This window comes from Agrobacterium sp. 22-209-1 (assembly GCF_053522485.1).
Genome location: NZ_JBNWCH010000002.1, coordinates 86,249 through 109,818, shown reverse-complemented (window position 1 = coordinate 109,818; position 23,570 = coordinate 86,249). Strand labels below are relative to the sequence as shown.

General features: G+C 59.6%; 22 protein-coding genes. 9 read left to right on the top strand and 13 right to left on the bottom strand.

Annotated elements, in window-relative coordinates; all coding sequences use genetic code 11:
• Positions 1–60: 60 nt before the first annotated feature.
• The 5 genes from ACQZ48_RS04860 to ACQZ48_RS04840 form a co-directional block, all read right to left on the bottom strand.
• On the bottom strand, positions 61–873 hold the full coding sequence (locus ACQZ48_RS04860; protein ID WP_004432617.1) for an ABC transporter permease: 813 nt from the start codon (positions 871–873) through the stop codon (positions 61–63).
• 4 nt (positions 874–877) lie between these two features.
• Complete coding sequence (locus ACQZ48_RS04855; RefSeq protein ID WP_077983366.1) at positions 878–1,786, bottom strand: ABC transporter permease subunit; 909 nt, start codon at positions 1,784–1,786, stop codon at positions 878–880.
• 11 nt (positions 1,787–1,797) lie between these two features.
• Positions 1,798–2,955 (bottom strand): ABC transporter ATP-binding protein, encoded by a 1,158-nt coding sequence (locus ACQZ48_RS04850; RefSeq protein ID WP_142912780.1) that lies wholly within the window; start codon positions 2,953–2,955, stop codon positions 1,798–1,800.
• A 240-nt stretch (positions 2,956–3,195) separates the two neighbouring features.
• Complete coding sequence (locus tag ACQZ48_RS04845) at positions 3,196–4,293, bottom strand: polyamine ABC transporter substrate-binding protein (protein ID WP_448728628.1); 1,098 nt, start codon at positions 4,291–4,293, stop codon at positions 3,196–3,198.
• A 152-nt stretch (positions 4,294–4,445) separates the two neighbouring features.
• On the bottom strand, positions 4,446–5,861 hold the full coding sequence (locus tag ACQZ48_RS04840; RefSeq protein ID WP_191217062.1) for a helix-turn-helix domain-containing protein: 1,416 nt from the start codon (positions 5,859–5,861) through the stop codon (positions 4,446–4,448).
• A 253-nt stretch (positions 5,862–6,114) separates the two neighbouring features.
• Between ACQZ48_RS04840 and aceA the strand changes: the two genes are divergently transcribed.
• Both aceA and ACQZ48_RS04830 read left to right on the top strand, forming a co-directional pair.
• Positions 6,115–7,404, top strand: coding sequence for an isocitrate lyase (aceA, locus tag ACQZ48_RS04835; protein WP_137409788.1), 1,290 nt, complete (start codon positions 6,115–6,117; stop codon positions 7,402–7,404).
• A gap of 84 nt (positions 7,405–7,488) precedes the next feature.
• On the top strand, positions 7,489–7,746 hold the full coding sequence (locus ACQZ48_RS04830; RefSeq protein WP_003493954.1) for an SMc00767 family acetate metabolism repressor: 258 nt from the start codon (positions 7,489–7,491) through the stop codon (positions 7,744–7,746).
• Positions 7,747–7,761: 15 nt separating this feature from the next.
• On the opposite strand, the gene ACQZ48_RS04825 is transcribed toward ACQZ48_RS04830, so the two are convergent.
• The 3 genes from ACQZ48_RS04825 to ACQZ48_RS04815 form a co-directional block, all read right to left on the bottom strand.
• The gene (locus ACQZ48_RS04825) at positions 7,762–8,634 is read right to left on the bottom strand and encodes a LysR family transcriptional regulator (protein ID WP_077983371.1); all 873 of its coding nucleotides are present in this window, start codon (positions 8,632–8,634) and stop codon (positions 7,762–7,764) included.
• Positions 8,635–8,889: 255 nt separating this feature from the next.
• A complete protein-coding gene (locus tag ACQZ48_RS04820; protein WP_276327083.1) occupies positions 8,890–9,024 on the bottom strand; it encodes a hypothetical protein in 135 nt (44 codons plus the stop codon).
• Between the two features lie 155 nt (positions 9,025–9,179).
• Positions 9,180–10,364 carry a BaiN/RdsA family NAD(P)/FAD-dependent oxidoreductase gene (locus ACQZ48_RS04815; protein WP_191217063.1) on the bottom strand — a complete coding sequence of 395 codons (1,185 nt, stop codon included), beginning with the start codon at positions 10,362–10,364 and terminating at the stop codon, positions 9,180–9,182.
• Between the two features lie 123 nt (positions 10,365–10,487).
• Between ACQZ48_RS04815 and ACQZ48_RS04810 the strand changes: the two genes are divergently transcribed.
• The 7 genes from ACQZ48_RS04810 (at position 10,488) to ACQZ48_RS04780 (ending at position 19,411) form a co-directional block, all read left to right on the top strand.
• Positions 10,488–11,927: a glutamine synthetase family protein gene (locus tag ACQZ48_RS04810; protein WP_077983374.1), complete on the top strand. Its 1,440-nt coding sequence runs from the start codon at positions 10,488–10,490 to the stop codon at positions 11,925–11,927.
• Between the two features lie 12 nt (positions 11,928–11,939).
• Positions 11,940–13,226 (top strand): NAD(P)/FAD-dependent oxidoreductase, encoded by a 1,287-nt coding sequence (locus ACQZ48_RS04805; protein ID WP_191217064.1) that lies wholly within the window; start codon positions 11,940–11,942, stop codon positions 13,224–13,226.
• A gap of 27 nt (positions 13,227–13,253) precedes the next feature.
• Positions 13,254–13,640 carry a hypothetical protein gene (locus ACQZ48_RS04800; RefSeq protein WP_142912773.1) on the top strand — a complete coding sequence of 129 codons (387 nt, stop codon included), beginning with the start codon at positions 13,254–13,256 and terminating at the stop codon, positions 13,638–13,640.
• A 78-nt stretch (positions 13,641–13,718) separates the two neighbouring features.
• Positions 13,719–15,194, top strand: coding sequence for a glucose-6-phosphate dehydrogenase (gene zwf, locus ACQZ48_RS04795; RefSeq protein WP_077983427.1), 1,476 nt, complete (start codon positions 13,719–13,721; stop codon positions 15,192–15,194).
• 10 nt (positions 15,195–15,204) lie between these two features.
• Positions 15,205–15,903 (top strand): 6-phosphogluconolactonase, encoded by a 699-nt coding sequence (pgl, locus tag ACQZ48_RS04790; RefSeq protein ID WP_191217065.1) that lies wholly within the window; start codon positions 15,205–15,207, stop codon positions 15,901–15,903.
• Positions 15,904–16,028: 125 nt separating this feature from the next.
• The gene (gene edd, locus ACQZ48_RS04785; protein WP_077983378.1) at positions 16,029–17,849 is read left to right on the top strand and encodes a phosphogluconate dehydratase; all 1,821 of its coding nucleotides are present in this window, start codon (positions 16,029–16,031) and stop codon (positions 17,847–17,849) included.
• 197 nt (positions 17,850–18,046) lie between these two features.
• Positions 18,047–19,411 (top strand): metallophosphoesterase, encoded by a 1,365-nt coding sequence (locus ACQZ48_RS04780; RefSeq protein WP_191217066.1) that lies wholly within the window; start codon positions 18,047–18,049, stop codon positions 19,409–19,411.
• An 84-nt stretch (positions 19,412–19,495) separates the two neighbouring features.
• Here ACQZ48_RS04780 and ACQZ48_RS04775 read toward each other — a convergent pair whose 3' ends face one another.
• From ACQZ48_RS04775 to bglA, 5 genes are all read right to left on the bottom strand, one after another.
• Positions 19,496–19,795 (bottom strand): type II toxin-antitoxin system RelE/ParE family toxin, encoded by a 300-nt coding sequence (locus tag ACQZ48_RS04775; protein ID WP_191217067.1) that lies wholly within the window; start codon positions 19,793–19,795, stop codon positions 19,496–19,498.
• Positions 19,792–20,055: a type II toxin-antitoxin system ParD family antitoxin gene (locus ACQZ48_RS04770; RefSeq protein ID WP_142912770.1), complete on the bottom strand. Its 264-nt coding sequence runs from the start codon at positions 20,053–20,055 to the stop codon at positions 19,792–19,794. Before ACQZ48_RS04770 ends, ACQZ48_RS04775 begins: the two co-directional genes overlap by 4 nt.
• Positions 20,056–20,180: 125 nt before the next feature.
• Complete coding sequence (locus ACQZ48_RS04765; RefSeq protein ID WP_162520486.1) at positions 20,181–20,537, bottom strand: hypothetical protein; 357 nt, start codon at positions 20,535–20,537, stop codon at positions 20,181–20,183.
• A 237-nt stretch (positions 20,538–20,774) separates the two neighbouring features.
• Positions 20,775–21,863 (bottom strand): ABC transporter ATP-binding protein, encoded by a 1,089-nt coding sequence (locus tag ACQZ48_RS04760; RefSeq protein ID WP_077983382.1) that lies wholly within the window; start codon positions 21,861–21,863, stop codon positions 20,775–20,777.
• A 20-nt stretch (positions 21,864–21,883) separates the two neighbouring features.
• Entirely contained in the window at positions 21,884–23,539 is a 1,656-nt protein-coding gene (gene bglA, locus ACQZ48_RS04755) for a beta-galactosidase BglA (protein ID WP_137410954.1), read from the bottom strand.
• Between the last annotated feature and the right edge of the window lie 31 nt (positions 23,540–23,570).

Here is a 23,570-nt window from a genome sequence, read left to right as displayed (position 1 = left end):
AGCTTCTACTTTTCTCGCGATTTCAACAGTAACGCGTAAAAATTGACGCAGGGTATTCGATCAGTTCCGTGCCGCCGCATGTTCGTCCCGCATCCGCTGCAATTCCGTGCGTTTGGAAGCGATGGAGGCGACAATCACGCCGATGGTGACGAGCCCGATCAGGATCGTGCAGATGGCGTTGATTTCCGGCGTTACGCCGAGGCGAACCTGCGAATAGATCTTGATCGGCAGCGTGGTTGCGCCGGGGCCCGTGGCGAAGCTGGCGATCACCAGATCGTCCAGCGACAGCGTGAAGGCCAGCATCCAGCCGGCGATGACGGCGGGAAAAATGAGCGGCAGGGTGATGCGGAAGAAGGTCTTGACCGGTGGGCAGCCAAGATCGAGCGCTGCTTCCTCAAGACTGCGATCGAAGGTCAGGAGCCGCGACTGCACGACAATCGCCACGTAACACATGGTGAAAGTCGTATGGGCTATAACCACCGTCCAGAAACCGCGATCCACCCCGACGGCCACGAAGAGCAACAGGAGCGACAAGCCGGTGATCACTTCCGGCATGACGAGCGGCGCATAGATCATGCCGGAAAACAGCACCCGGCCCGGAAACCGCGCGAACCGCGTCAGCGACAGCGCCGCAAGCGTTCCGAGAATTGTGCCGATGGTGGCGCTGAGGATACCGACGCGCAGCGTCACCCAGGCCGCATCCATCAGCCCCTGGTTCGACCACATGGAGCGATACCATTGCAGCGAAAAGCCGCCCCAGACGGTGACGAGCTTAGAGGCGTTGAAGGAATAAACGATCAGGATGATGATCGGGATATAAAGAAAGGCAAAACCGAGGGTGAGGACGGTAATGTCGAATTTTCCACGCTTCATGGCCTCACCCCGCCTTCTTCTGCTGGTTCTGGAAGATGGCGATGGGCACCACCAGCAAGATGAGAAGCAGCACGGCGACGGCGGATGCCAAGGGCCAGTCGCGGTTGCCGAAGAATTCCGTCCACAACGTCTTGCCGATCATCAGCGTCTGGGCGCCGCCAAGCAGATCGGGGATGACGAATTCCCCTGTTATCGGAATGAAGCAGATCATCGATCCGGCCACGACGCCCGGCAGCGACAGCGGGAAGGTAATTTTCCAGAAAGCTTTCCATGGCGGGCAACCGAGATCGGCCGCCGCTTCCAGCAGCGTATTGTCGAGCTTTTCCAGCGCCGAATAGAGCGGCAGCACCATGAAGGGCAGATAGGAATAAACGATGCCGATGAAGATCGCCGTCTCGGTGCGGAAGATGTTGACCTGCTGGTCCGGCCCCAGAAACCCGAGCCACTGAAACAGCACCGTCAGTAGACCTTCAGGCTTCAGAATACCGATCCAGGCGTAAACGCGGATCAGGAACGAGGTCCAGAACGGCAGGATGACCAGCATTACCAGCGTCGGGCGGACGGATGATGGCGAACGCGCCATGGCAAGCGCCATGGGATAACCGATCAGCAACAACAGGAAGGTGGAGATGAGTGCGATGCGCAACGACGAAAGATAAGCGTCGATATAGAGCGGGTCTTCCGTCAAAAACAGGTAGTTTTCGAAATCCAACTGCGAGAAAAACGCGCCGAGCTTCGAAAATCCTTCGAAGACCGGCGTATAGGGCGGCATGGAGATTGCCGTATCCGACAGCGAGATTTTGAAGATGATGAAAAAGGGCGCTGCGAAAAACAGCAGCAGCCAGACATAGGGAACCGCGACGACCAGCCAGCGCCAGAGGCTTTGCCGGTTTTCAGGAGTGGTGATCGCCATCGAAACCTCCCTCAGCGCGTCAGGACGAGGCCGGAATCCGGCTTCCAGTTCAGCCACACCATATCGCCAAAGGTGATCGGGCGATCCACGAGACGCGAGACATTCGCCTGCGCGGCGCGGATGACGCGGCCATCGGCAAGCTTGACGATGAAGACGGAGAAGTCCCCGAGATAACCGATATCCCAGACCTCGCCATAGGCGGAATTGATGCTGCTATCGGCGGGCTGGTCGAGCGAGATGCGGACTTTTTCGGGGCGGATGGCGAAAGCCACCTGGCTGCCGATCGCGGCAGCACATTCCTGCTCCACCGCCACCTTCAGCCCTTCGCAATCCAGCGTCACCGGGCCGGGCTTGCCGATATCGGAGGCATTGGCGACGACATTGGCGTCAAAAATATTGATATCGCCGATGAAATCCGCCACATAGCGGCTATTCGGCGCTTCATAAATCTCGGCCGGTGTCGCCACCTGCACGACATTGCCCTTGTCCATGACCGCGATGCGGTCCGAGACCGTCATCGCTTCTTCCTGATCGTGGGTGACGATGAGGAAGGTAAGGCCGAGATTGGTCTGGATGTCCATCAGTTCGAATTGCGTTTCCTCGCGCAGCTTCTTGTCGAGCGCACCGAGCGGTTCATCCAGCAGAAGCACCTTGGGCCGCTTGGCAAGCGAGCGGGCAAGCGCCACACGCTGGCGCTGGCCGCCGGACAGCTGGCTTGGCTTGCGTTTGGCAAATTCACTGAGTTTGACGAGCCGCAGCATTTCCTCGACGCGGGCGGAAATGTCCGCCTTGGGCAGGCCGTCCTGCTCCAGACCGAAAGCGACGTTCTTTTCCACCGACATATGCGGGAAAAGCGCGTAGGACTGGAACATCATGTTGGTGGGCCGCTTATAGGGCGGAACGCCGGAAATATCCTTGCCCTGCAGCAGGATGCGGCCCTCGGTCGGTTCCTCGAAACCGGCCAGCATGCGCATCAGCGTGGTCTTGCCGCAGCCGGAGGGGCCGAGCAGCGAGAAGAACTCGCGTTCATAGATATCCAGCGTCAGATTGTTGACGGCGACGAAATCGCCAAAACGTTTGGTGACGTTTTCAAAGCGGATGAAGGGCACCGCATCGGGATTGTCCCAAGGGCTAAATTTGCGTTTGACCGGTCCAAGTGTCTTTGCCATGCCCGCCCCGTTTCACCCAAGAACCCATCGACAACCTATACGACCAGGAGGCCGTATCGATGCCATTCCATTGTCTTCATTCCTGTTCCCCGGAACAACCCCGAGGATGTCACAGGGAACCAGCCAACCCAAGTCCTTGGGCTGAAAAGACTTCATCTGACCTGACAGACGTCAGGTCGCTGGCAACTGTGGCAAGCGCAGGAATGGGGGTGGATAGAATCCACCCCATTCCAAATCTGCTTAGCTACCGGTCTTTATCTGCGTCCAGACGCGGTTCAGGACACGCTGTTCCTTCGGTCCATAGGGCGAGATGGTGAAGAGCTTCTTCAGCGTCTCGGCATCGGGATAGACCGCCGGGTTCTTGACGACGGACTCATCCATCACCGCCTGCGCCGCGAGATTGCCATTCGCATACTGAACATAGTTGGAGGCCTTGGCGATGACTTCCGGTCGCATCAGATAGTTGATGAAGGCGTGGGCTTCCTCGACATTCTTGGCATCCGCCGGGATGGCAAGGTTGTCGAACCACATGTAGGTGCCTTCTTTCGGAATGACGTAGTTCACCTCGACACCGTTCTTGGCTTCCTCGGCGCGGCTCTTCGCCTGCAGGATATCGCCCGACCAGCCGATGGTGATGCAGCTGTCGCCGTTCGCCAGTTCATCGATATAGGCGGAGGAATTGAAGGTCTTCACATAGGGGCGGATCTTCATGTAGACGTCGCCGCCCGCCTCAAGATCGGCGGTTTCCTTGCTATCCGGATTCTTGCCGAGATAGTTCATGGCGATGGCGAAGGTCTCGTCCGACGCATCGAGAATATTGATGCCGCAGGATTTCAGCTTTTCGGCATTTTCCGGCTTGAAGAGAATATCCCAGCTGTCGACCGGAACATCGCCGAGGGCCGCCTTCACCTTGGCGACATTATAGCCGATGCCGGTGGTGCCCCACATGTAGTTCACGGCATATTCGTTGCCGGGGTCGTATTTGGCCATACGCTCGGAAACCTCGGGCCACATGTTCTTCAGATTCGGCAACTTGGACTTGTCGAGTTTCTGGAACACGCCGGCATTGATCTGGCGGGCGAGGAAGGGGCCGGTGGGCACCACGACATCATAACCGGAGCTGCCGGCCAGAAGCTTGGTTTCCACAAGCTCGTTGCTATCGAAAACGTCATAGACGACCTTGATACCGGTTTCCTTGGTGAAATCGCTAAGGATCGATTCGTCGATATAATCCGACCAGTTATAGACGTGGACGACCTTCTCCTGGGCCATTGCCGAGCCTGCAGCAACGAGCGCGGTGGTGAGAGCCAAGGTCAGACGGAGAGAACGGTTTTTCATGATGTCTCCTGTTAACGCATCCTCACGGTGGAAGCGTGATCCCCTTTTTTTGGAGAGACTAGAAAGGAAAACAAAAGGGAGCAAGCGGGAAATGTGCAGCACAGCATTTTCAACCAAATGTGTTCCGGCTGCAAAAATGCGAATGGAAACACCTACTGGAAGTCGAAAACACTAAGACCGGTGACCATTTCATCGAGCCCCAGCGGCCGCGTCAGCGGCGCTTCCGCCCGCGACAGACAGCCCTGCCTTTCGCACAGCCGGCACGAAGGCCCGACGGCGACGGGCGCAGCACCCGAGGCGGCCGGGCCATAGACGGTGTCTCCGGCCTGGGCGAGATCGCAGCCGAGAAGCACGGCCGTTCGCCGCACCCTTTCGCCGAAACCCGCCTGCGGGCCTTCCAGCGTGCGCGACACAGTGAGGAACGCGTCGCCATCCGGCATCTCAACTGCTTCCACCAGCACCTGTCCCGGCTGTGCGAAGGCGGCATGGATGTTGAGCCGCGGACAGAGGCCGCCAAAACGCGCCCGTGGAAAACCGCTGGCCCCTGCAAGGCGGAAACGGTTGCCGGCATTGTCGATTTCCATCAGGAAAAACGGGATCGCCGCTGCTGACGGCCGTTGCAGGCTGACAAGACGGTTTGCCGCCTGTTCGAAAGAAACGTTGAAGCGCGACCGCAAAACCTCGAGATCGTATTTCGCCCGCTGGGCGGCGTTCAGGAACGCGCCATAGGGCATCATCAACGCATGGGCGGCGTAACGCGCCAGTTCGAAGCGGGCGATGCGCCTTGCCTCTTCCCCTTTCAGGCTCAGCGCCTCCAGCTCCCCGCCGATTTCTTCGCGAAGCGCCAGAAGACAGGTCTCCATGGCCATTTCCCTCAGCTGATCCGGCTGGGACAGGCGTTCGGATAAAAACAGCCGCATCGAATGGCGGTCATAACGCCGCCTGAGGTTCGGCATGGCATGAACCGGCAGAGTGCGGACCACGATGCCATGGTTTTTCTGAAGCCATGCCCTCAGCCCCGAAGCCAGATCGTCGCCCGCCGACAGGTGTTTGTGGAGTTCTTCGGCCGCCGCATCGATGGTGTGGAAATAGGCCGGCCGGTTTTCAAAGACATGCCGTACCTCGTCGATCGGCAGACGGGTGGAGGAAAGCGCCGTCTCATGCCCTTCCCGCGCCAGAAGATCGGAGAGATCGGAAAGGCGCTGCGCCTGTTCCCGGTAGGCCCGGTAAAGCTTGAGGACGCCGCTTGCCGCATTGGGCGCGGCATCGGCAACCTCGATCAGTTCCTGCGGCGACGGCACCTCGCCCGCAAGCAGCGGATCGGCAAAGACCTCGCGCAGCTGCCCGGCGGAACCGGCACTCTCTCCCTGCAGGTCATCCAGATCGACCTTGTAGACGGAGGCAAGCTTCAAAAGCAGCTGCACGGTGAGCGGCCGCTGGTTGCGCTCGATGAGGTTGAGATAAGATGGCGAGATCGCCAGCGCGTCGGCCATCGCCGTTTGCGTCAACGCCAGACCGTTGCGAATGCGGCGCACACGCGGCCCGGCAAAAATCTTGTTTTCCGACACAGCCTCACCTCCCCATCCGCGACTCATACAAGTCTGTTACAAACTCGTGGGGCCAAAGTCTTTTACAAAATTTACAATTTTACAGCTTCACCCTGTCACGCATCCTACAGGATAACCTCTTTCAAGTCACTGTTTTTATGTTTGTTCTGGCGCTCAAATCTCGAAAAATGTAAATGTAGTCACATCGAACGGCGGCGCACGCAATGCACAGTCGCCCGTTCTTGAAACTGTATTTATCTTGGGAGAGAGAAGTATGACTGATTTTTACAAGCTTGTTCCGGGTGCACCGCAGGGACGTTTTGACGGCATCGAGCGTACCTATACCGCCGCCGATGTGGAGAGGCTGCGCGGCTCCGTCGACATCCGCCATTCGCTGGCCGAAATGGGCGCAAACCGGCTGTGGAAGCTGATCAACGAGGAAAATTTCGTCAATGCGCTCGGCGCGCTTTCCGGCAACCAGGCCATGCAGATGGTTCGCGCCGGGCTGAAGGCGATCTATCTCTCGGGCTGGCAGGTTGCGGCGGACGCCAACACGGCATCGGCCATGTATCCCGACCAGTCGCTTTACCCCGCCAATGCGGCGCCGGAACTGGCAAAGCGCATTAACCGCACCTTGCAGCGCGCCGACCAGATCGAGACGGCGGAGGGCAAGGGCCTTTCGGTCGACACCTGGTTTGCGCCGATCGTTGCCGATGCGGAGGCCGGTTTCGGCGGGCCGCTCAATGCTTTCGAGATCATGAAGGCCTTCATCGAGGCGGGTGCGGCGGGCGTTCATTATGAAGACCAGCTGGCATCGGAAAAGAAATGCGGGCATCTCGGCGGCAAGGTGCTGATACCGACGGCGGCACATATCCGCAACCTGACGGCGGCGCGGCTTGCGGCTGATGTCATGGGTGTGCCGACGCTGGTAATAGCCCGCACGGATGCGGAGGCCGCCAAGCTTCTGACCTCCGATATCGATGAGCGCGACCGTCCGTTTGTTGATTACGATGCCGGGCGCACCGTCGAGGGCTTTTATCAGGTCAAGAACGGTCTTGAGCCCTGCATCGCCCGCGCCGTTGCTTATGCGCCCTATTGCGACCTGATCTGGTGCGAAACGTCAAAGCCGGATCTCGAACAGGCGCGCCGGTTTGCGGAAGGCGTGCACAAGGTGCATCCCGGCAAGAAGCTGGCTTACAATTGCTCGCCGTCGTTCAACTGGAAAAAGAACCTCGACGACGCAACGATCGCCAAGTTCCAGCGGGAACTCGGCGCGATGGGCTACAAGTTCCAGTTCATCACGCTTGCCGGTTTCCACCAGCTGAATTTCGGCATGTTCGAATTGGCGCGCGGTTACAAGGACCGGCAGATGGCGGCCTATTCCGAGCTTCAGGAGGCGGAATTCGCAGCGGAAGTGAACGGTTACACCGCCACCAAGCACCAGCGCGAAGTCGGCACCGGCTATTTCGACGCCGTATCGCTCGCCATTTCCGGCGGCACGTCGTCCACGACAGCCATGAAGGAATCCACCGAGCACGACCAGTTCCGCCCGGCGGCCGAATAAACAAGCAAAACGGCCCTTCCCGATATCGGGAAGGGCTTGCAAACCGGATCAAAAACCCCTGACAATAATGAGAGGAGAAATGCCATGAATGCCCACAACCCCATCAAGACCCACGTCAAGGAACGCGCCGAGGAGCAATCCTCCGCCATGACGCAGGATCAGCAGGCAGCCATCCGCATGCTGGCCAATGATCTGCACCGCCTCAACCAGGCCGTCATGAAAGCCGTCGAGGCCGGTGTTTCCGTCGAGCTCGTCCGCTCGGCCCGCCACCATGGCGGCGGCGGCAACTGGGGCGATCTGCTGATCCCGGTCATCGTTGCGCAGGGAAGTGCCGCCGCCTGACCGGCAGCCATTCTTTCATGCCGGGCGGCTCTTGCGCCCGGCATAAAGATCGGAATGCCCCTTGATGAGACGGGTCATCCGATCCGCCACCGTCCTGATATCACGGCGGTGGCGATCGTCATTATTCATGACGATCCATTGATTGTGGCGGAGTGGTTCGATTTCGCCGCCTTCACGAAGAAGCCGCGCATCCGCATCGCCGACGAAACAGGGAAGCACGGCGACCCCGGCCCCGGCCAGCACCAGATCGAGCAGCGCCACCGGCCGGTTCACCGTCACGGCAATATCGTTGCGGCGGTTCTCATGCGGCCAGCGCAGATAGGTGGAAATGGCGCTCTCTTCCGCCACCGCCAACCAACGGTCGGTTACAGTGGCGGCAGCATTGCGCAGCCTGTAGGGCGCATAGGCCACCTCCCCCGTCTTGATGGCGGCAAGGTTACGCTCCTGCGGCTCAAAGGCGCGGATGCCGATGTCGTTTTCGCGATGCGCCAGAGAGGCCCGCTGTTCGGCAATGAAAAGATCGATGCGGAAATCATCGCGATCCGTGCAGATGGCGGAGAAATTCACTGCCAGCAGCCAGGCATTCCAGGTACCGACGGCAATACGAACGATGGAAGACGCCAACGACGCCTTCTGCCATCCCTCGATGTCCTTGGCTGCATTCTCCATCGCCTGAAGCCGGTCGAACAACGCGCGGCCATCCGCCGTCAGGGCGTATCCGGTCTGGCTGCGCTGGAACAGGGCCTTGCCGATGCGCTCCTCCAGCTCGACCATGCGCCGCCCGACAGTTGCCGGGCTTAAACCCGTCAACGCGGCAGCACCCGTCAGGCCACCGCTGCGTGATACATCGAGAAAAAGCTGGTAGGAATCCCAGGTGACGTTTTTCATCGGTGAAAAACGTAGCGCATTTTCTTGCGCAGATAAATCAAAAAACGGCGTGCATCATGGCCCTCCGCAGTGAGAAGGAGAGCGAACATGCACGCGATTTTTGCAGCACGGGCCATCATTGACAATCAGAAGCCGCGCACGCGGCGCGAAGCCATTCTGCAGGAAGAACAGTTTTATAAGGATATGGCCGAGGCATCGCGCATGTCGCGGCTTTTCAGCGCGCTTATCGACCTTGCGAAGGCAAGAAGCCGCCGATCAGTACAAGAGAGCGATCAGGGTCGCGAGAGCACCGGCGGCGATGATGCTGAGGCGGAAGGCCAGCTGCCGGCTCTCGCTTTCGGCGCGGGCAATGGCGATGGCGTGAGGACGGCGATGTGCAGATCTGTTCATGCGCGGGCTCCTGACAAAAAACTCAACCGACCCATGCCCTGTTAAGAGCCTCCAGCAGGACATCATGTGCAGCGGGATCACGGGGTGATCCTGCCTTGCTGGCATTTTATCAGGATGACTCCATGCACCTTAACAAGGCCTTAAGGCAGGCGATCTCAGGCGAATTCGCCAGCCGCCTGCCCGGAGGCCCAGGCCCACTGGAAATTATAACCGCCGAGCCAGCCGGTAACATCAACACATTCGCCGATGAAGTAGAGGCCGGGCACGGATTTTGCCGCCATGCTGCGGGAATCGAGGCCGGTCGTGTCCACACCACCAAGCGTGACTTCCGCCGTGCGGTAGCCTTCGGACCCGGCGGGTTTGATCTGCCAGTCCTGCACCTCATTCGCCAAACTCGCCAGAACCTTGTCTGATATATCGGCAAGATTGCCGGTCAGGCCCGATTTTTCGACGACATGCTGGGCCAGCCGTTTCGGCAGGATTTCCGCCAGAGCGGTCTGGACCGACTGGCGGCCGTTCTTCTGTTTCGCTTCCTTTAGCAAGGCGAGGATATCGCGCGCCGGCTCCAGTTTCAGGCGGATGACATCGCCTTCGCGCCAATAGGAGGAGATTTGCAGGATCGACGGGCCGCTTAAACCACGATGGGTGAACAGCAACGCCTCCTCGAACGAGGTCTTGCCATGGAAAATCTCGGCCGGAACGGCGACGCCGGCAAGCGGGCTGAGCTTTTCCAACGAAGCGGGATCGAGCGTCAGAGGTACAAGGCCGGGACGCGTTTCGACAATCGACAGGCCGAATTGCTCGGCGATCTGGTAGGCAAATCCGGTCGCGCCCATTTTCGGGATCGACTTGCCGCCCGTCGCAATGACAATGCTTTCGGCCTCGATGACGCCTCCGGATGTCGCAACGCGAAAACGGGCGCCATCATGGGTGACATCAGAGACGGCGGTTTCGAGCCGCAGCTTCGCATTCACCGCCTGCATTTCGCCAAGCAGCATGCGGATGATGTCCTTGGCGCTGTCGTCACAAAAAAGCTGGCCGAGCGTCTTTTCATGCCAGCCGATGCGGTGTTTTTCGACAAGGGCAAGGAAATCGCGCGGCGTATAACGAGCGAGCGCGGATTTGGCGAAATGCGGATTGGCGGACAGATAATTCTTCGGCCCGGCATGGATGTTGGTGAAGTTGCAGCGGCCGCCGCCGGAGATGCGAATCTTTTCGCCCGGCGCTTTCGCATGGTCGAGAACGACGACGGAGCGGCCGCGCTGGCCGGCGCGGACGGCGCACATCATGCCGGCGGCGCCCGCTCCCAAAATCAGCACGTCACATTTCTCTGTCATCATTTCATCCGATCCGTTTCCTTTCCTCTTTTCCAAGTGCCGCCGCTTGTCAATGGCGCTTTCCCCCTCGCCAATTGTCAAACTACGGTTATGATGGCTCCACCAGAAACACAGACCCGGTGATACATGCCCGCCAAAAAAACCATGCTCCGCCCGAAGAAACAGGCAACCATGGCAAAGAAGTCCCCTCCCCTCGATCTTTCCTCCACCCGTGGCGTTTCCTCCTGGCGCGAAGCCGCGCAATGGCTGCGCGCGCGCGGGATCGAAGACATAGAATGCATCACGCCAGACCTTGCCGGGGTTGCGCGCGGCAAGATGATGCCGACGGCGAAATTCACGGGCGACACCTCGCTCGCCCTGCCGTCCGCGCTCTACCGCCACACGATATCAGGCGAATATCCTGATGAGACGGCGAACTTCCGCTACGAGCCACGCGACAGCGACCTGAAACTGGTGCCGGATCTTTCGACGCTGTCCGTCGTGCCTTGGGAAAGCGATCCAACCGCGCAGGTGATCTGCGACGTTGTCGATGCCGAGGGCAATTTCGTTCCCTACACGCCGCGCAACGTTTTGAAGAACGTGCTTTCGCTCTATACCGAAAAGGGCTGGAAGCCGGTCGTCGCACCTGAGATCGAATTCTACCTCGTCGCCATGAATGACGACCCTGACTATCCGCTGCATCCGCCGAAGGGCCGGTCCGGACGCTCCATCGTTGGCGGTCAGAGCTATTCCATCGCCGGCATCAACGAATTCGACGAGCTGATCGACGATATCTACCATTTCTCCGAAAAACAGGGTCTCGAGATCGATACGCTGATCCATGAGGAAGGCCCGGCGCAGCTGGAAATCAACCTGCGCCATGGCGACCCGATCGAGCTTGCCGACCAGGTATTCCTGTTCAAGCGCACCATTCGCGAGGCGGCGCTGAAGCACGGCATCTACGCCACCTTCATGGCCAAGCCGATGCAGGGCCAGCCGGGTTCGGCCATGCATATCCACCAATCGGTGGTGGAAATCGACAGCGGCCGCAACATCTTTTCCAATCCTGATGGCAGCCCCTCGAAAGAATTCTTCTCCTTCGTGGGCGGCATGCAGCGTTATGTTCCGAACGCGCTCGTCATGCTGGCGCCCTATGTGAATTCCTATCGCCGCCTGACGCCCGACATGGCCTGCCCGGTCAACAATGCCTGGGGTTACGACAACCGCACCACGGCTTTCCGGGTGCCGATTTCCGGCCCGCAGGCGCGGCGTGTCGAAAACCGACTGCCGAGCTCGGACGCCAACCCCTATCTGGCGCTTGCCGCCTCGCTCGGCTGCGGCTGGCTCGGCATCGTCAACAATATCGAGCCGACCGAACCGACCGCCGATACGGCAAATGAAGGCTCCATCGACCTGCCGCGCGGCCTGCTTGAAGCCGTTGCCCTGCTGGAAGGCGAGGAGCAGTTCGACCGGGTGTTCGGCCATGAATTCGTGGGCCTTTATGCCGGCCTGAAACGCGGGGAATTCGAGACCTTCATGCAGGTCATCAGCCCCTGGGAGCGCGAGTTCCTGCTTCTCAACGTGTGAGGAACCACGAGCATGACATGGCAAAGCCCGATTGCGCCGGGACTATCCTGGTATCAGGCAACCGTCGGCGAGCGGCCTGACTATCCCACCCTCGACGGGTCGAAGCAGGTGGATGTCGCGATCATCGGCGGCGGTTATACCGGCCTTCAGGCCGCCTGCAACCTCGCCGAAAACGGTGTCTCCGTCGCCCTCATCGAAGCGCATCGTTTCGGCGATGGCGCTTCGGGCCGCAATGGCGGGCAGTTCGGCACCGGCCAGCGTTCCTTCCCCGACGAGATGGAAGAAGAGATCGGTTTCGAGCAATCGAAGCTGCTGTTCGACATTGCCGAGGACGCCAAAAACTACCTGTGCGGCTTCGCCGTCAGCCGCGGCATCGACATGGAATATCTTCCCGGGCAGCTCTATGTGGCGCACAAGGCCGCCTACGAGGATGATTATCGCCGAAGTGTCGATGCGATGAACAATCGCTACGGCTATCCGCATATTTCCTACATGGAACGCGGCGAGGCGCGTAAACGCGTGGGCTCCACCCATTACTTCGGCGGCACGCGCGATACGGGCACCGGCCATATCCACCCGCTGAAACTGCTGGTGGGGCTGGCTAAGGCGGCGAAAGATGCCGGCGCCGACATTTATGAAATGACGCCGGCGAAATCCATCCGGCAAGTGGGCGGCAAGACCATCATCGAAACCCCTTTCGGTACGATCACCGCGCCACGGGTGTTGATTGCGACCAATGCCTATATCGGCAATCTGGAACCGGTAACAGCCGCCCATATAATGCCGATCCGTTCCTTTATCGGCGCCACCGCGCCGCTGGATGCGTTTCCTGACATCATTCCCGACCGGGAGGCCGTGGCCGACTCCCGTTTCGTGGTGCGCTACTTCCGCAAGACGGCCGACAACCGGTTGCTGTTCGGCGGGCGCGAGGCCTATACGGCCGATGCGCCGCGCGATATTTCAAGCCATATCCGTCGGCAGATCGCTGAAATCTATCCCGAGCTGAAGGCCGTCGAAGTCACCCATTCCTGGGGCGGCTCCGTCGGCATCACACTTCCACGGTCGGTCTTCGTGCGCGAGGTCATGCCCGGCGTCACCTCCATCGGCGGATATTCCGGCCACGGGGTGATGCTGTCAAATTATTGTGGCAAGCTTTATGCCGATCTGGTCCTCGGTAAAAAGGACATGCTGGCGCCCTTCGCGCGGCTGAAAGTGCCCGCCTTCCCCGGTGGGGCGTCGCTCCGCGCGCCGCTGCTCTTTCTGGCGTTGTCGTGGTTCGCGTTGCGGGACAGGTTCTGATCCTTCAGTATGAAACAAGGAGGTTCGATGCAAAGAGCGGATGACGGGCTTGTCACTGTTGCAACAGGCTACGGGCTAGCAGAAACCGTAGTGACGGCGTCTTTCCTGCGGGCATATGGAGTGCCAACGCTTGCGCTGCCGAGCCACTTCGCCTCGATATTCTGGCATTACACTGTCGCTCTCGGTGGAATAGAAATTCGCGTAGCTGCACGACAAGTCGAGGAAGCGCAGATGTTATTGGATAGCATCGAGCAAAGCCACGACCTCGGAAGGACGGACGCCATCCATCCGTTCTGGCGGGGGATTGCCGCTCTCATGGTACTGTTCTTCTTTTCGGTGCCGCCGCCGGCAAAAGGCATATTCCGAAACGCAACCCATTCCACTTACGGCCTACGGCCGAACCAAAATTCATAATTTCACATAACTGAGTCTGGCATTTTTAAATCGATTAGATTATTGATGCCCCAACCTTTGAAGATCGAGAGAATCGATATGAGCAGTCAGATCATTCCTGTTGAACCTTTTGATTGTGTCGTTTTCGGCGGCACGGGCGATCTTGCCGAGCGCAAGCTTCTGCCAGCCCTCTATCACCGGCAGGTCGAAGGTCAGTTCACGGAGCCGACCCGCATCATCGGCGCATCGCGTTCGGTTATGACCCATGAGGAATATCGCAAATTCGCGCAAGACGCGCTGAAGGAGCACCTGAAGGCCGGCGAATATGACGACGCGCAGGTTGCCGTGTTCCTGAACAGGCTTTTTTATGTGCCTGTTGATGCCAAGGGCAACAATGGCTGGGATGTGCTGAAGAAGCTGCTGGACGAAGGCAAGGAGCGCGTGCGCGCCTTTTATCTGGCCGTCGCACCGGGCATTTTCGGCGATATCGCCGACAAGATCCGTGAGCACAAGCTGATCACCCGTTCGACCCGCATCGTCGTGGAAAAGCCGATCGGCCGCGATCTCGCCTCCGCCCAGGAACTCAACGACACCATCGGCCACGTCTTCAAGGAAGAGCAGATCTTCCGTATCGACCACTATCTCGGCAAGGAGACGGTGCAGAACCTGATGGCGTTGCGTTTCGCCAATGCGCTTTACGAGCCGCTGTGGAATTCCGCCCATATCGACCACGTTCAGATCACGGTTGCCGAAGCGGTCGGTCTGGAAGGCCGCGCCGGGTATTATGACAAGGCCGGGGCGCTGCGCGACATGGTGCAGAACCATATCCTTCAGCTGCTTTGCCTCGTGGCCATGGAGCCACCCGCTTCGATGAAATCGGAAGCGGTGCGCGACGAAAAGCTGAAGGTTCTGCGTTCGCTGAAGCCGATCGATACCAGTAATGTCGAAAAGCTGACCGTTCGCGGCCAGTACCGCGCCGGCGCTTCCGCCGGTGGCCCGGTCAAAGGCTATCTGGAAGAGCTGGAAGGCGGCGTTTCCAACACCGAAACCTTCGTCGCCATCAAGGCTGAAATCGCCAACTGGCGCTGGGCGGGCGTTCCCTTCTACATCCGCACGGGAAAACGCCTCGCGACCCGCGTTTCGGAAATCGTCGTCACCTTCAAACAGATTCCGCACTCGATCTTCGACGATGCGGCCGGAAAAATCGAGGCCAACAAACTGGTCATTCGCCTGCAACCGGATGAAGGCGTCAAGCAGTCTCTGCTCATCAAGGATCCCGGCCCGGGCGGCATGCGCCTGCGTCAGGTCTCGCTGGATATGAGCTTTGCGGAAGCCTTCAACGTGCGCAGCCCCGATGCCTATGAGCGGCTGTTGATGGATACCATCCGTTCCAACCAGACGCTGTTCATGCGCCGCGACGAAGTCGAGGCCGCCTGGGACTGGGTCGATCCGATCCTCAAGAGCTGGGAAGAGCTTGGCCAGGGCGTACAGGGTTACACGGCCGGCACCTGGGGTCCGAGCGGCTCGATCGCACTGATCGAGCGCGACGGCCGCACCTGGCACGATGCCGACTGAGGGCCGCGCGATGAGCGAAACCATTCACGTCTTCGACACTCCCTCAGCGCTGGCGACCGCGCTGGCGGCTGAGGTCGCCAAACGCCTTGATGAGGCAACCAAGGAACGGGGGGCCGCAAGCATTGCGGTCTCCGGCGGGTCGACACCGAAGCTGTTTTTTCAGGCGCTTTCCAAACACGATCTCGACTGGCCCAATATCAGCGTGACGCTGGTGGACGAGCGTTTCGTGCCGCCGGAAAGCGACCGGTCGAACCATCGTCTCGTCGCCGAAAACCTTTTGCAGGACAAGGCGAAGGCGGCTTATTTCGTGCCGCTGTTCCAGCCGGCGGCCTCGCCGGAAGATGCCGCAACCCTTGCGACGGTCAAGACCGAAGCGATCTGCGATCCCTTCGATGTCGTCATTCTCGGCATGGGAACGGATGGCCACACGGCATCGTTCTTCCCCGGTGGAGATAATCTCTACGAAGCGCTCGATCTCGATGAACCGCGCGGCGTCCTGACCATGGCGGCGGAAAATGCCGGCGAGGAGCGGTTGACCTTCAACTTCTCCAGCCTGCACGATGCCGGCTTTCTGGTGCTTCATATCGAAGGTGCAGCCAAGAAGGCGACGCTGGAGAAAGCACAGTCCGGTGAGGATGAGGATGAAATGCCGATCCGTGCCGTGCTGAACCGGGCGGAAACGCCCGTGGATATATACTGGGCGCCATGAGCCAGTGCGGTTGCCGCCTCTGCGGCCCGCGACACGCGCCCCGAAGACATGAAGACTGAACCACGACAACCGGCCGTTCACCTCCCGGAACGCCGGTTGCCGACCAACGAACAGGATGAACGCCCATGTCCGCCGATTCCCGCATTCAGGCCATCACCGCCCGCATCGTCGAACGCTCCAAGCCCTACCGCGAGACCTATCTCGAGCGGCTGCGGCTGCAGGTTTCCAAAGGCGTTCACCGTTCCGTTCTGTCCTGTGGCAATCTCGCGCATGGATTTGCCGTCTGTTCCCCCGCCGACAAGGACATCCTTGCCGGCGACCGGGTTCCCAATCTCGGCATCATCACCGCCTATAACGACATGCTGTCGGCTCACCAGCCCTATGAGACCTTCCCGGCGATCATCCGTGATGCGGCCAGGGAGGCCGGCGGCATAGCGCAGGTGGCAGGCGCGGTTCCCGCCATGTGCGATGGCGTGACCCAGGGGCAGCCCGGCATGGAGCTTTCGCTGTTTTCCCGCGATGCCATCGCCATGGCTGCCGGTATCGGTCTGTCGCACAACATGTTCGATGCGGCTCTCTATCTCGGCGTATGCGACAAGATCGTGCCCGGCCTCGTGATCGCGGCCCTCGCCTTCGGTCACCTGCCCGCCGTCTTCGTTCCCGCCGGTCCGATGACATCAGGCCTGCCGAATGACGAGAAGTCGCGCATTCGCCAGCTTTATGCCGAAGGCAAGGTCGGCCGCGCCGAGTTGCTGGAAGCGGAATCCAAATCCTATCACGGCCCCGGCACCTGCACCTTCTACGGCACCGCCAATTCCAACCAGATGCTGATGGAAATCATGGGCTTCCACATGCCTGGTTCGTCCTTCATCAATCCCGGCACGCCACTGCGTGACGCGCTGACCCGCGAGGCCACCAAGCGAGCTCTCGCCATCACCGCGCAGGGCAATGAATTCACGCCCGCTGGCGAGATGATCGACGAGCGGTCGGTCGTCAACGGTGTCGTCGGCCTGCATGCGACGGGCGGCTCCACCAACCACACCATGCATCTGATCGCCATGGCGCGTGCCGCCGGCATCATCCTCACCTGGCAGGATATTTCCGATCTTTCGGACATCGTGCCGCTGCTCGCCCGCGTCTATCCCAACGGTCTTGCGGATGTGAACCATTTCCACGCCGCCGGCGGCATGGGCTTCCTCATCAAGCAGCTCCTGAAGCAGGGCTTCGTGCATGACGATGTTCGCACAGTTTTCGGACAGGGGCTTGCAGCCTACACCGTGGATGCCCTGCTGGACGAGAAGGGCGCCGTCACCCGCCAGCCCTCACCCGAACAGAGCCACGACCCGAAGGTTCTTTCCAGCATCGAAACCCCGTTCCAGCCAACGGGCGGCCTGAAGATGCTAACGGGCAATCTCGGCAAATCGGTCATCAAGATTTCCGCCGTCAAGCCGGAACGCCACATCATCGAAGCACCGGCGATCGTTTTCCACGACCAACAGGAACTTCAGGACGCCTTCAAGGACGGCAAGCTCAACCGCGATTTCATCGCCGTCGTCCGCTTCCAGGGACCGAAGGCCAACGGCATGCCGGAGCTGCACCGCCTGACGCCGCCGCTTGGCGTGCTGCAGGATCGCGGCTTCAAGGTGGCGCTGGTGACCGACGGGCGCATGTCCGGCGCCTCCGGCAAGGTGCCTGCCGCCATCCATGTCACGCCTGAGGCTTCCGATTGCGGCCCGATCTCGCTCATCCGCGACGGCGATATCATCCGTCTCGACGCCATTTCCGGCTCGCTCGAGGTGCTGGTTTCCGCCGCCGAGCTGGCAAAACGCGAACCGGCGCGCGCCGATCTTTCCGGTAATGAATGGGGCATGGGTCGCGAACTTTTTGCCCCCTTCCGCCGCAATGCCGGCCCGGCCGATCAGGGCGCCAGCGTTCTCTTCCATTGATTTTGTGGAGGCGAAGGCCGGATGCGGCTTTCGCCTTTCAACCCTGCTTTGCGGTGTCGCCGGGATACCGACAGAATCCGCTTTATTTCCCACATCCTAAACGTCAGACTTGTCATGCGGCTGTGACGATCGCCCTATAGGGCCTTCTCCAGCCGACCGTGGGACGACGGCGCAGTTTCGGATGATGGGGCAATGACATGACGATTTTTTCAAGCAAACGCCGCGACGTGCTGAAGCTTATGGCAGGCACCGCCATGCTGCCGCTGCTGGTGGCGGCCACGCCCGTTATGGCGCAGGATGTAGCCCTTCGCGCCATCGTCATCTCCGACCTGCATTCGGCCTATGAGCGTATCGGCCAGCTTCTCGCGGCCATTGAAACGCGTATCGCCGCCGACAAGACGCCCCACATCATCCTGTTGAATGGCGATCTTTTCGAACTCGGCAACGCTGTGGCCACACGTTCGGCCGGCGAAATCGAATGGACCTTCCTTGCGACGCTCGCCAAGCTTGCCCCCACGGTCATCAATATCGGCAATCATGAACCCGATATCGACAATGATCTTGCCAATTTCGTCAGCCGCGCCCAGGCGCTCGGCATAACCGTGCTTTCCAACATCATCGACAAGCGCAGCGGCAAACCCTATGCGGCTGATAGCGCCGAGGTGAGCTTCGGGGAGCAGCGGGTCGTCGTGGCGGGCCTCGCCACCAATGCGATCAACACCTACCCGAAGGCCACGCGCGAAATGCTCGACATTCCGCAGCCCGCGGAATGGGCCACGGCCAATCTTCCTGGCATCGTCAAACCCGGTGCGATCAACATTGTTCTCAGCCATGCCGGCGTCGTCGCAGACCGTGATATCCTGCCGCTGCTGCCGGATGGCACCCTGCTTGTCGGCGGCCATGACCATCTGAGCTTCGTGCATGAACAGGGCGCCACCCGCTATGTCCATACCGGCTCATGGTGCACCTCCATGACGGTGGCGACCATTGCGGCTCCCGGCAAGGCTGCGGCCATCGAGACGATCTCCATCGATCGCGGCGCTCCCGCATCCCCTGCCCTCAAGGCCCTGATCGAGCAGACGCTTGATAAACACCTGACTGCGGAAGAACGGGAAGTTGTCGGCAAATCGGCGAAGGCGATGACCGTCGACGAGGCGGGCCGCCATGTGGCGCAGCTTATCGCCGCCAAAACTGGCGCGGATGTCGGCTTCGTCGGCCACACCTCCTTCGGTGCGGGCCTGCCCGAGGGCGAGATTCGCCGTTACGATTTCAACGCCTCGCTGCGTTTCGACGGCAAGCTGATGGTGACGGAAGTGGACGGCGAGGCGTTAGCGCAAATCCTCAAGCGATGCAACCAGGATGGCGACATCCCGCTCACAGCGCGCACCGGCGACTATCTCTACGCCATGCCGGAAAAGCCGGAGAAGAAAGGGCGCTACAAGCTGGTCTGCAACGACTGGTCCGCGACCAACCAGAAATCCTATTTCGGCCGCGGCGACCTGACCTTCACCGAGGTGCCGGATGTGAAACTGAAGCAGACGGTTCTGGGCGGGCTTTCTTAAGCTCACAGGCATCGAAGGCAGAGACAGTCGGCAAGAGCCTGCAAATTCTTGATTCATGCCGCGTTTTCGGGATCGATGTGTGAATCAGTCTTGCGGGAAGAGGATGGATTCGTGATCCTGTGCACCGTTCAGAATGTGCAGAACTTCAACCCGTGTTCCGGTAACACGATAAAAAACAAGGTAGTTTTCATAGGGACGGCGACAAACACCGGTTTGCTCGTAACGGGGCACCAGCGGATAAGCACGAGGCATCTCCGCCAGTCTTGAACATCGGTCCAGCAATTCGACAACGAATGTTTCTGCGCGTCGCGGATTATCAGCCGCAATAAAATCACCGATGCGTTCAAGGTCTGCCTTGGCCTCGTCGGTTAGAACGACGATCACAGCCCGCTTTCTTCCGCAATTTTTCGGTACTTCGCGCTAAGTTGCGATGCAACGTCCTTGATTGGCGTCACGCGTCCCGCATCTGCGTCTGCAAGTCCGCGCGCAATTGCCAGATCAAGAGCGGCGAGTTTCTTCTCACGCTCTTCCACCAGCCGAACACCCTCCCGCAACACCTCGCTGCGAGAATTATAACGCCCCGACTTCACAAGGTCTGAAACATAAGTTTCCAGATGACGACCGAGATTTGCACTGCTTGCCATAGCCATATCCTTTCCACCACCTATATCATCCCGTGATAATAGTTAGCAACGGCTGGATATGACACGGGGTGATGCGGAGGGTCGAAACAGCCGGTTAAACCATTTTCGCCGATCCGCAGATGGTCTCAGAACGACCTGATATCGAGCTTGCGTTCCCTGTGTGCGGGATGTGTGCTGAACACGAAAATGCGGTCCAGTTCCTTCTGTGTCAGCATGCGCAGGAAGCGGACGTGGATCGTGTTATTGGCGTTGACGCGCAACATCACGCAGCCGATCTTGGTGATGCGAGCGTCGGGAATATCGAGATAGAACTGGTTCGGCAGATTGTATTTCGTCAGCAGCGCCAGCACCGCTTCGGTCTGGGAGATGCGGATGACATCGCAGCGGCGCGCCGCCATGTGCATCACGGCCTTTTCGGTATATTCGATGCGTGCCGCATTCATGGTATCTTCCATGCGGAACCGGTTTTCGCGGTCATACATGAAGGATTCTTCCTTGCTCAGGTAATGGTTCCTGATGACACCCGTACCGCTCTGCACGTCCAGACTCCCATGCTCGATCAATGGATCGAGACTAGGTCATAGTCTTTAACAATTCATATCAGCGCAGGCTTAAACAGACCGAGAGCGGGACATTTCCGTTATTTTTCCACAGCCGTAAAAAGCTCCGCAAAAAACCCGGAACGAGGACGTTCCGGGTTTTTTGGGGGTCGACTGCAATCAGACGCGGTAGGTCTTGCCCTCGGCATTAAAGAGGTGAAGCTTTTCCTGCGGCGCGGCGAAACGCAGGGTTTGCCCCTTGGCGACCGAGACAATGCCCGGTGCCTTGACGATGATGGGCTCCTGGCCCTTCGGCGCTTCGAGATACAGAAGCGTCACCTCGCCCAGAGCCTCGACAATCGACACTTTCCCTTCGAAAAGATAATCATCACCGGTGACGATGCTCAGATCTTCCGGCCGCACACCGAAGCTTGCGGCCTTGCCCTGTTCGGATGCGGGGGTTGGAACATTGACGGCAAGCGTCTTGCCGCCGGCCAGCTCGATCGACGTCCGCTCGCCAGTCCCGACGATCTTCCCTTCGATGATGTTCATGGCTGGCGAGCCAATGAATTTCGCCACGAAGAGATTGGCCGGGTTCTCGTAAAGTTCGAGCGGCGCCCCGACCTGCTCCACGCGGCCGGCATTCAGAACCACGATACGGTCAGCCAGCGTCATCGCCTCCACCTGGTCATGGGTGACGTAGATCATCGTCGTATCGGCCATCTGCTCGTTGAGCTTGGCGATTTCAATGCGCGTGGCGACACGCAGCGCCGCATCGAGATTCGAGAGCGGCTCATCGAACAGGAAGACTTTCGGATTGCGGCAGATGGCGCGGCCGATGGCGACACGCTGTCGCTGGCCACCGGAGAGTGCCTTTGGCAAACGCTCCAGATATTGCGTCAGCTGCAGGATTTCGGCGGCGGCGCGAACGCGGCGGTCGATTTCCTGCTTGTTTTCCTTGGCGATCTTCATGCCGAAGGCCATGTTGTCGTAAACTGTCATATGCGGATAGAGCGCATAGGACTGGAACACCATGGCGATGCCGCGACGCGAGGGCGGGATTTCGTTGACGAGCTGGCCGTCGATGAACATCTCGCCGCCGGTGATTTCCTCCAGCCCGGCGATCATGCGCAGCAGCGTCGATTTTCCGCAGCCGGACGGACCGACGAAAACGATGAATTCGCCCTGTTCGATCGAAAGATCGATGCCGTGCAGGACTTTCACCTGCCCGTATGATTTGCGGATATCCTTGAGAACGAGACTTGTCATGGGTGTTCCTCCCTCATCTGTCAGGCGTAACGGGCGAAGAATGCGCCCCATGCCGGAAGTTCTACGCTTCTGCCTTCAAGACCGCTTGCAAAACCGTGGCCTTCAAGAACCTCCCAGTTCCCTTCCGGCAACGTGGCCTTTGCCGGCGTTGCGGCGAGATTGAAGAGGCATAGCACGGTTTCGTTGCCGAACGTGCGGGTGTAGCTCAGCACTTCGCCCTCAACCGGCTGGAATTCGATACCGCCCTTGGCAAAAGCGGGGTGTTTTTTGCGGAAAGCCAGAAAACGGCGATAGTGCTCAAGCACTGATGCTTCATTGCCCTGCTGGGCACTGACGGCGCGCTGCTTATGCTCGGCTGGAATGGGCAGCCACGTCCTGTCGGCGGTCGAGAAGCCGGCCTGCGCATGGCCCGCATCCCACACCATCGGCGTGCGGCAACCGTCGCGGCCCTTGAATTCCGGCCAGAACTGGATGCCATAGGGATCCTGCAAATCCTCGAAAGCGATATCGGCTTCGGTGAGGCCGAGTTCTTCGCCCTCATAGATGCAGACGGAACCGCGCTGCGTCATCAGCAGCGCCGAAAGCACCTTGGCAAAGGCGTCCTTATCTTCGACATGCTCGCCCCAACGGCTGACATGGCGCACGACATCGTGGTTGGAGAAGGCCCAGCAAGCCCAGCCTTCCGGCGCGGCTCTCGCAAAATCCGCCTGCACATCGGCGACGCGCTGCGGGGTGAGCGCATCGGGGGCCAGGAATTCGAAGGCATAGCACATCTGCATCTTGTCATCGCCCGACGTATATTCACCGACGATTTCGAGACCGCGCTGGCTGTCGCCGACTTCGCCGACTGCGGCGATGTCAGGGAATTCGTCCAGCACGGCGCGGAAGCGCTTCAGGAAGGCGATATTTTCCGGGCGGTTCTTATCGTAGAGGTGTTCCTGGAAGTTATAGGGATTAACGGCAGGTGCCGTGGAGGCGTTGCGGCGTTCCGGCGCCAGCGCCGGGTTGTCGCGCAGCTCAAGGTCGTGGAAATAGAAATTGATGGTATCGAGGCGAAAACCGTCGACGCCGCGCTTCAGCCAAAAACGGGTGATGTTCAACAGCTCTTCCTGCACCTCCGGATTATGCAGGTTGAGGTCCGGCTGCGAGGTCAGGAAGTTGTGCATGTAATATTGCATGCGGGTCGGGTCCCACTGCCAGCCCGAACCGCCGAAGATCGACAGCCAGTTATTGGGCGGCGTGCCATCCGGTTTGGCGTCAGACCAGACGTACCAGTCCGCTTTCGGATTGTTGCGGCTGGCGCGGCTTTCCACGAACCACGGATGCTGGTCGGACGTGTGCGACAGAACGAGATCGATCATGACGCGGATACCGAGGCGGTGGGCTTCGGCAATCAACCCGTCGAAATCGGCAAGCGTGCCGAACATCGGGTCGACATCGACATAATTGGAGACGTCGTATCCGAAATCCTTCATCGGCGAGGTGAAGAAGGGCGAAATCCAGATCGCATCGGCACCCAGATTGGCGATATGCGCCAGCCGGTCGGTGATGCCCTTGAGATCGCCGATGCCGTCGCCATTGGAGTCCTGATAGGAGCGCGGGTAGATCTGATAGATAACGGCGCCGCGCCACCAGTCCTTGTTGGGCGTCAAAGCGGAAGTCACCGAAGCGGTCATGGAAGTGTCCTGTGAGGTATGGGCGTTCATG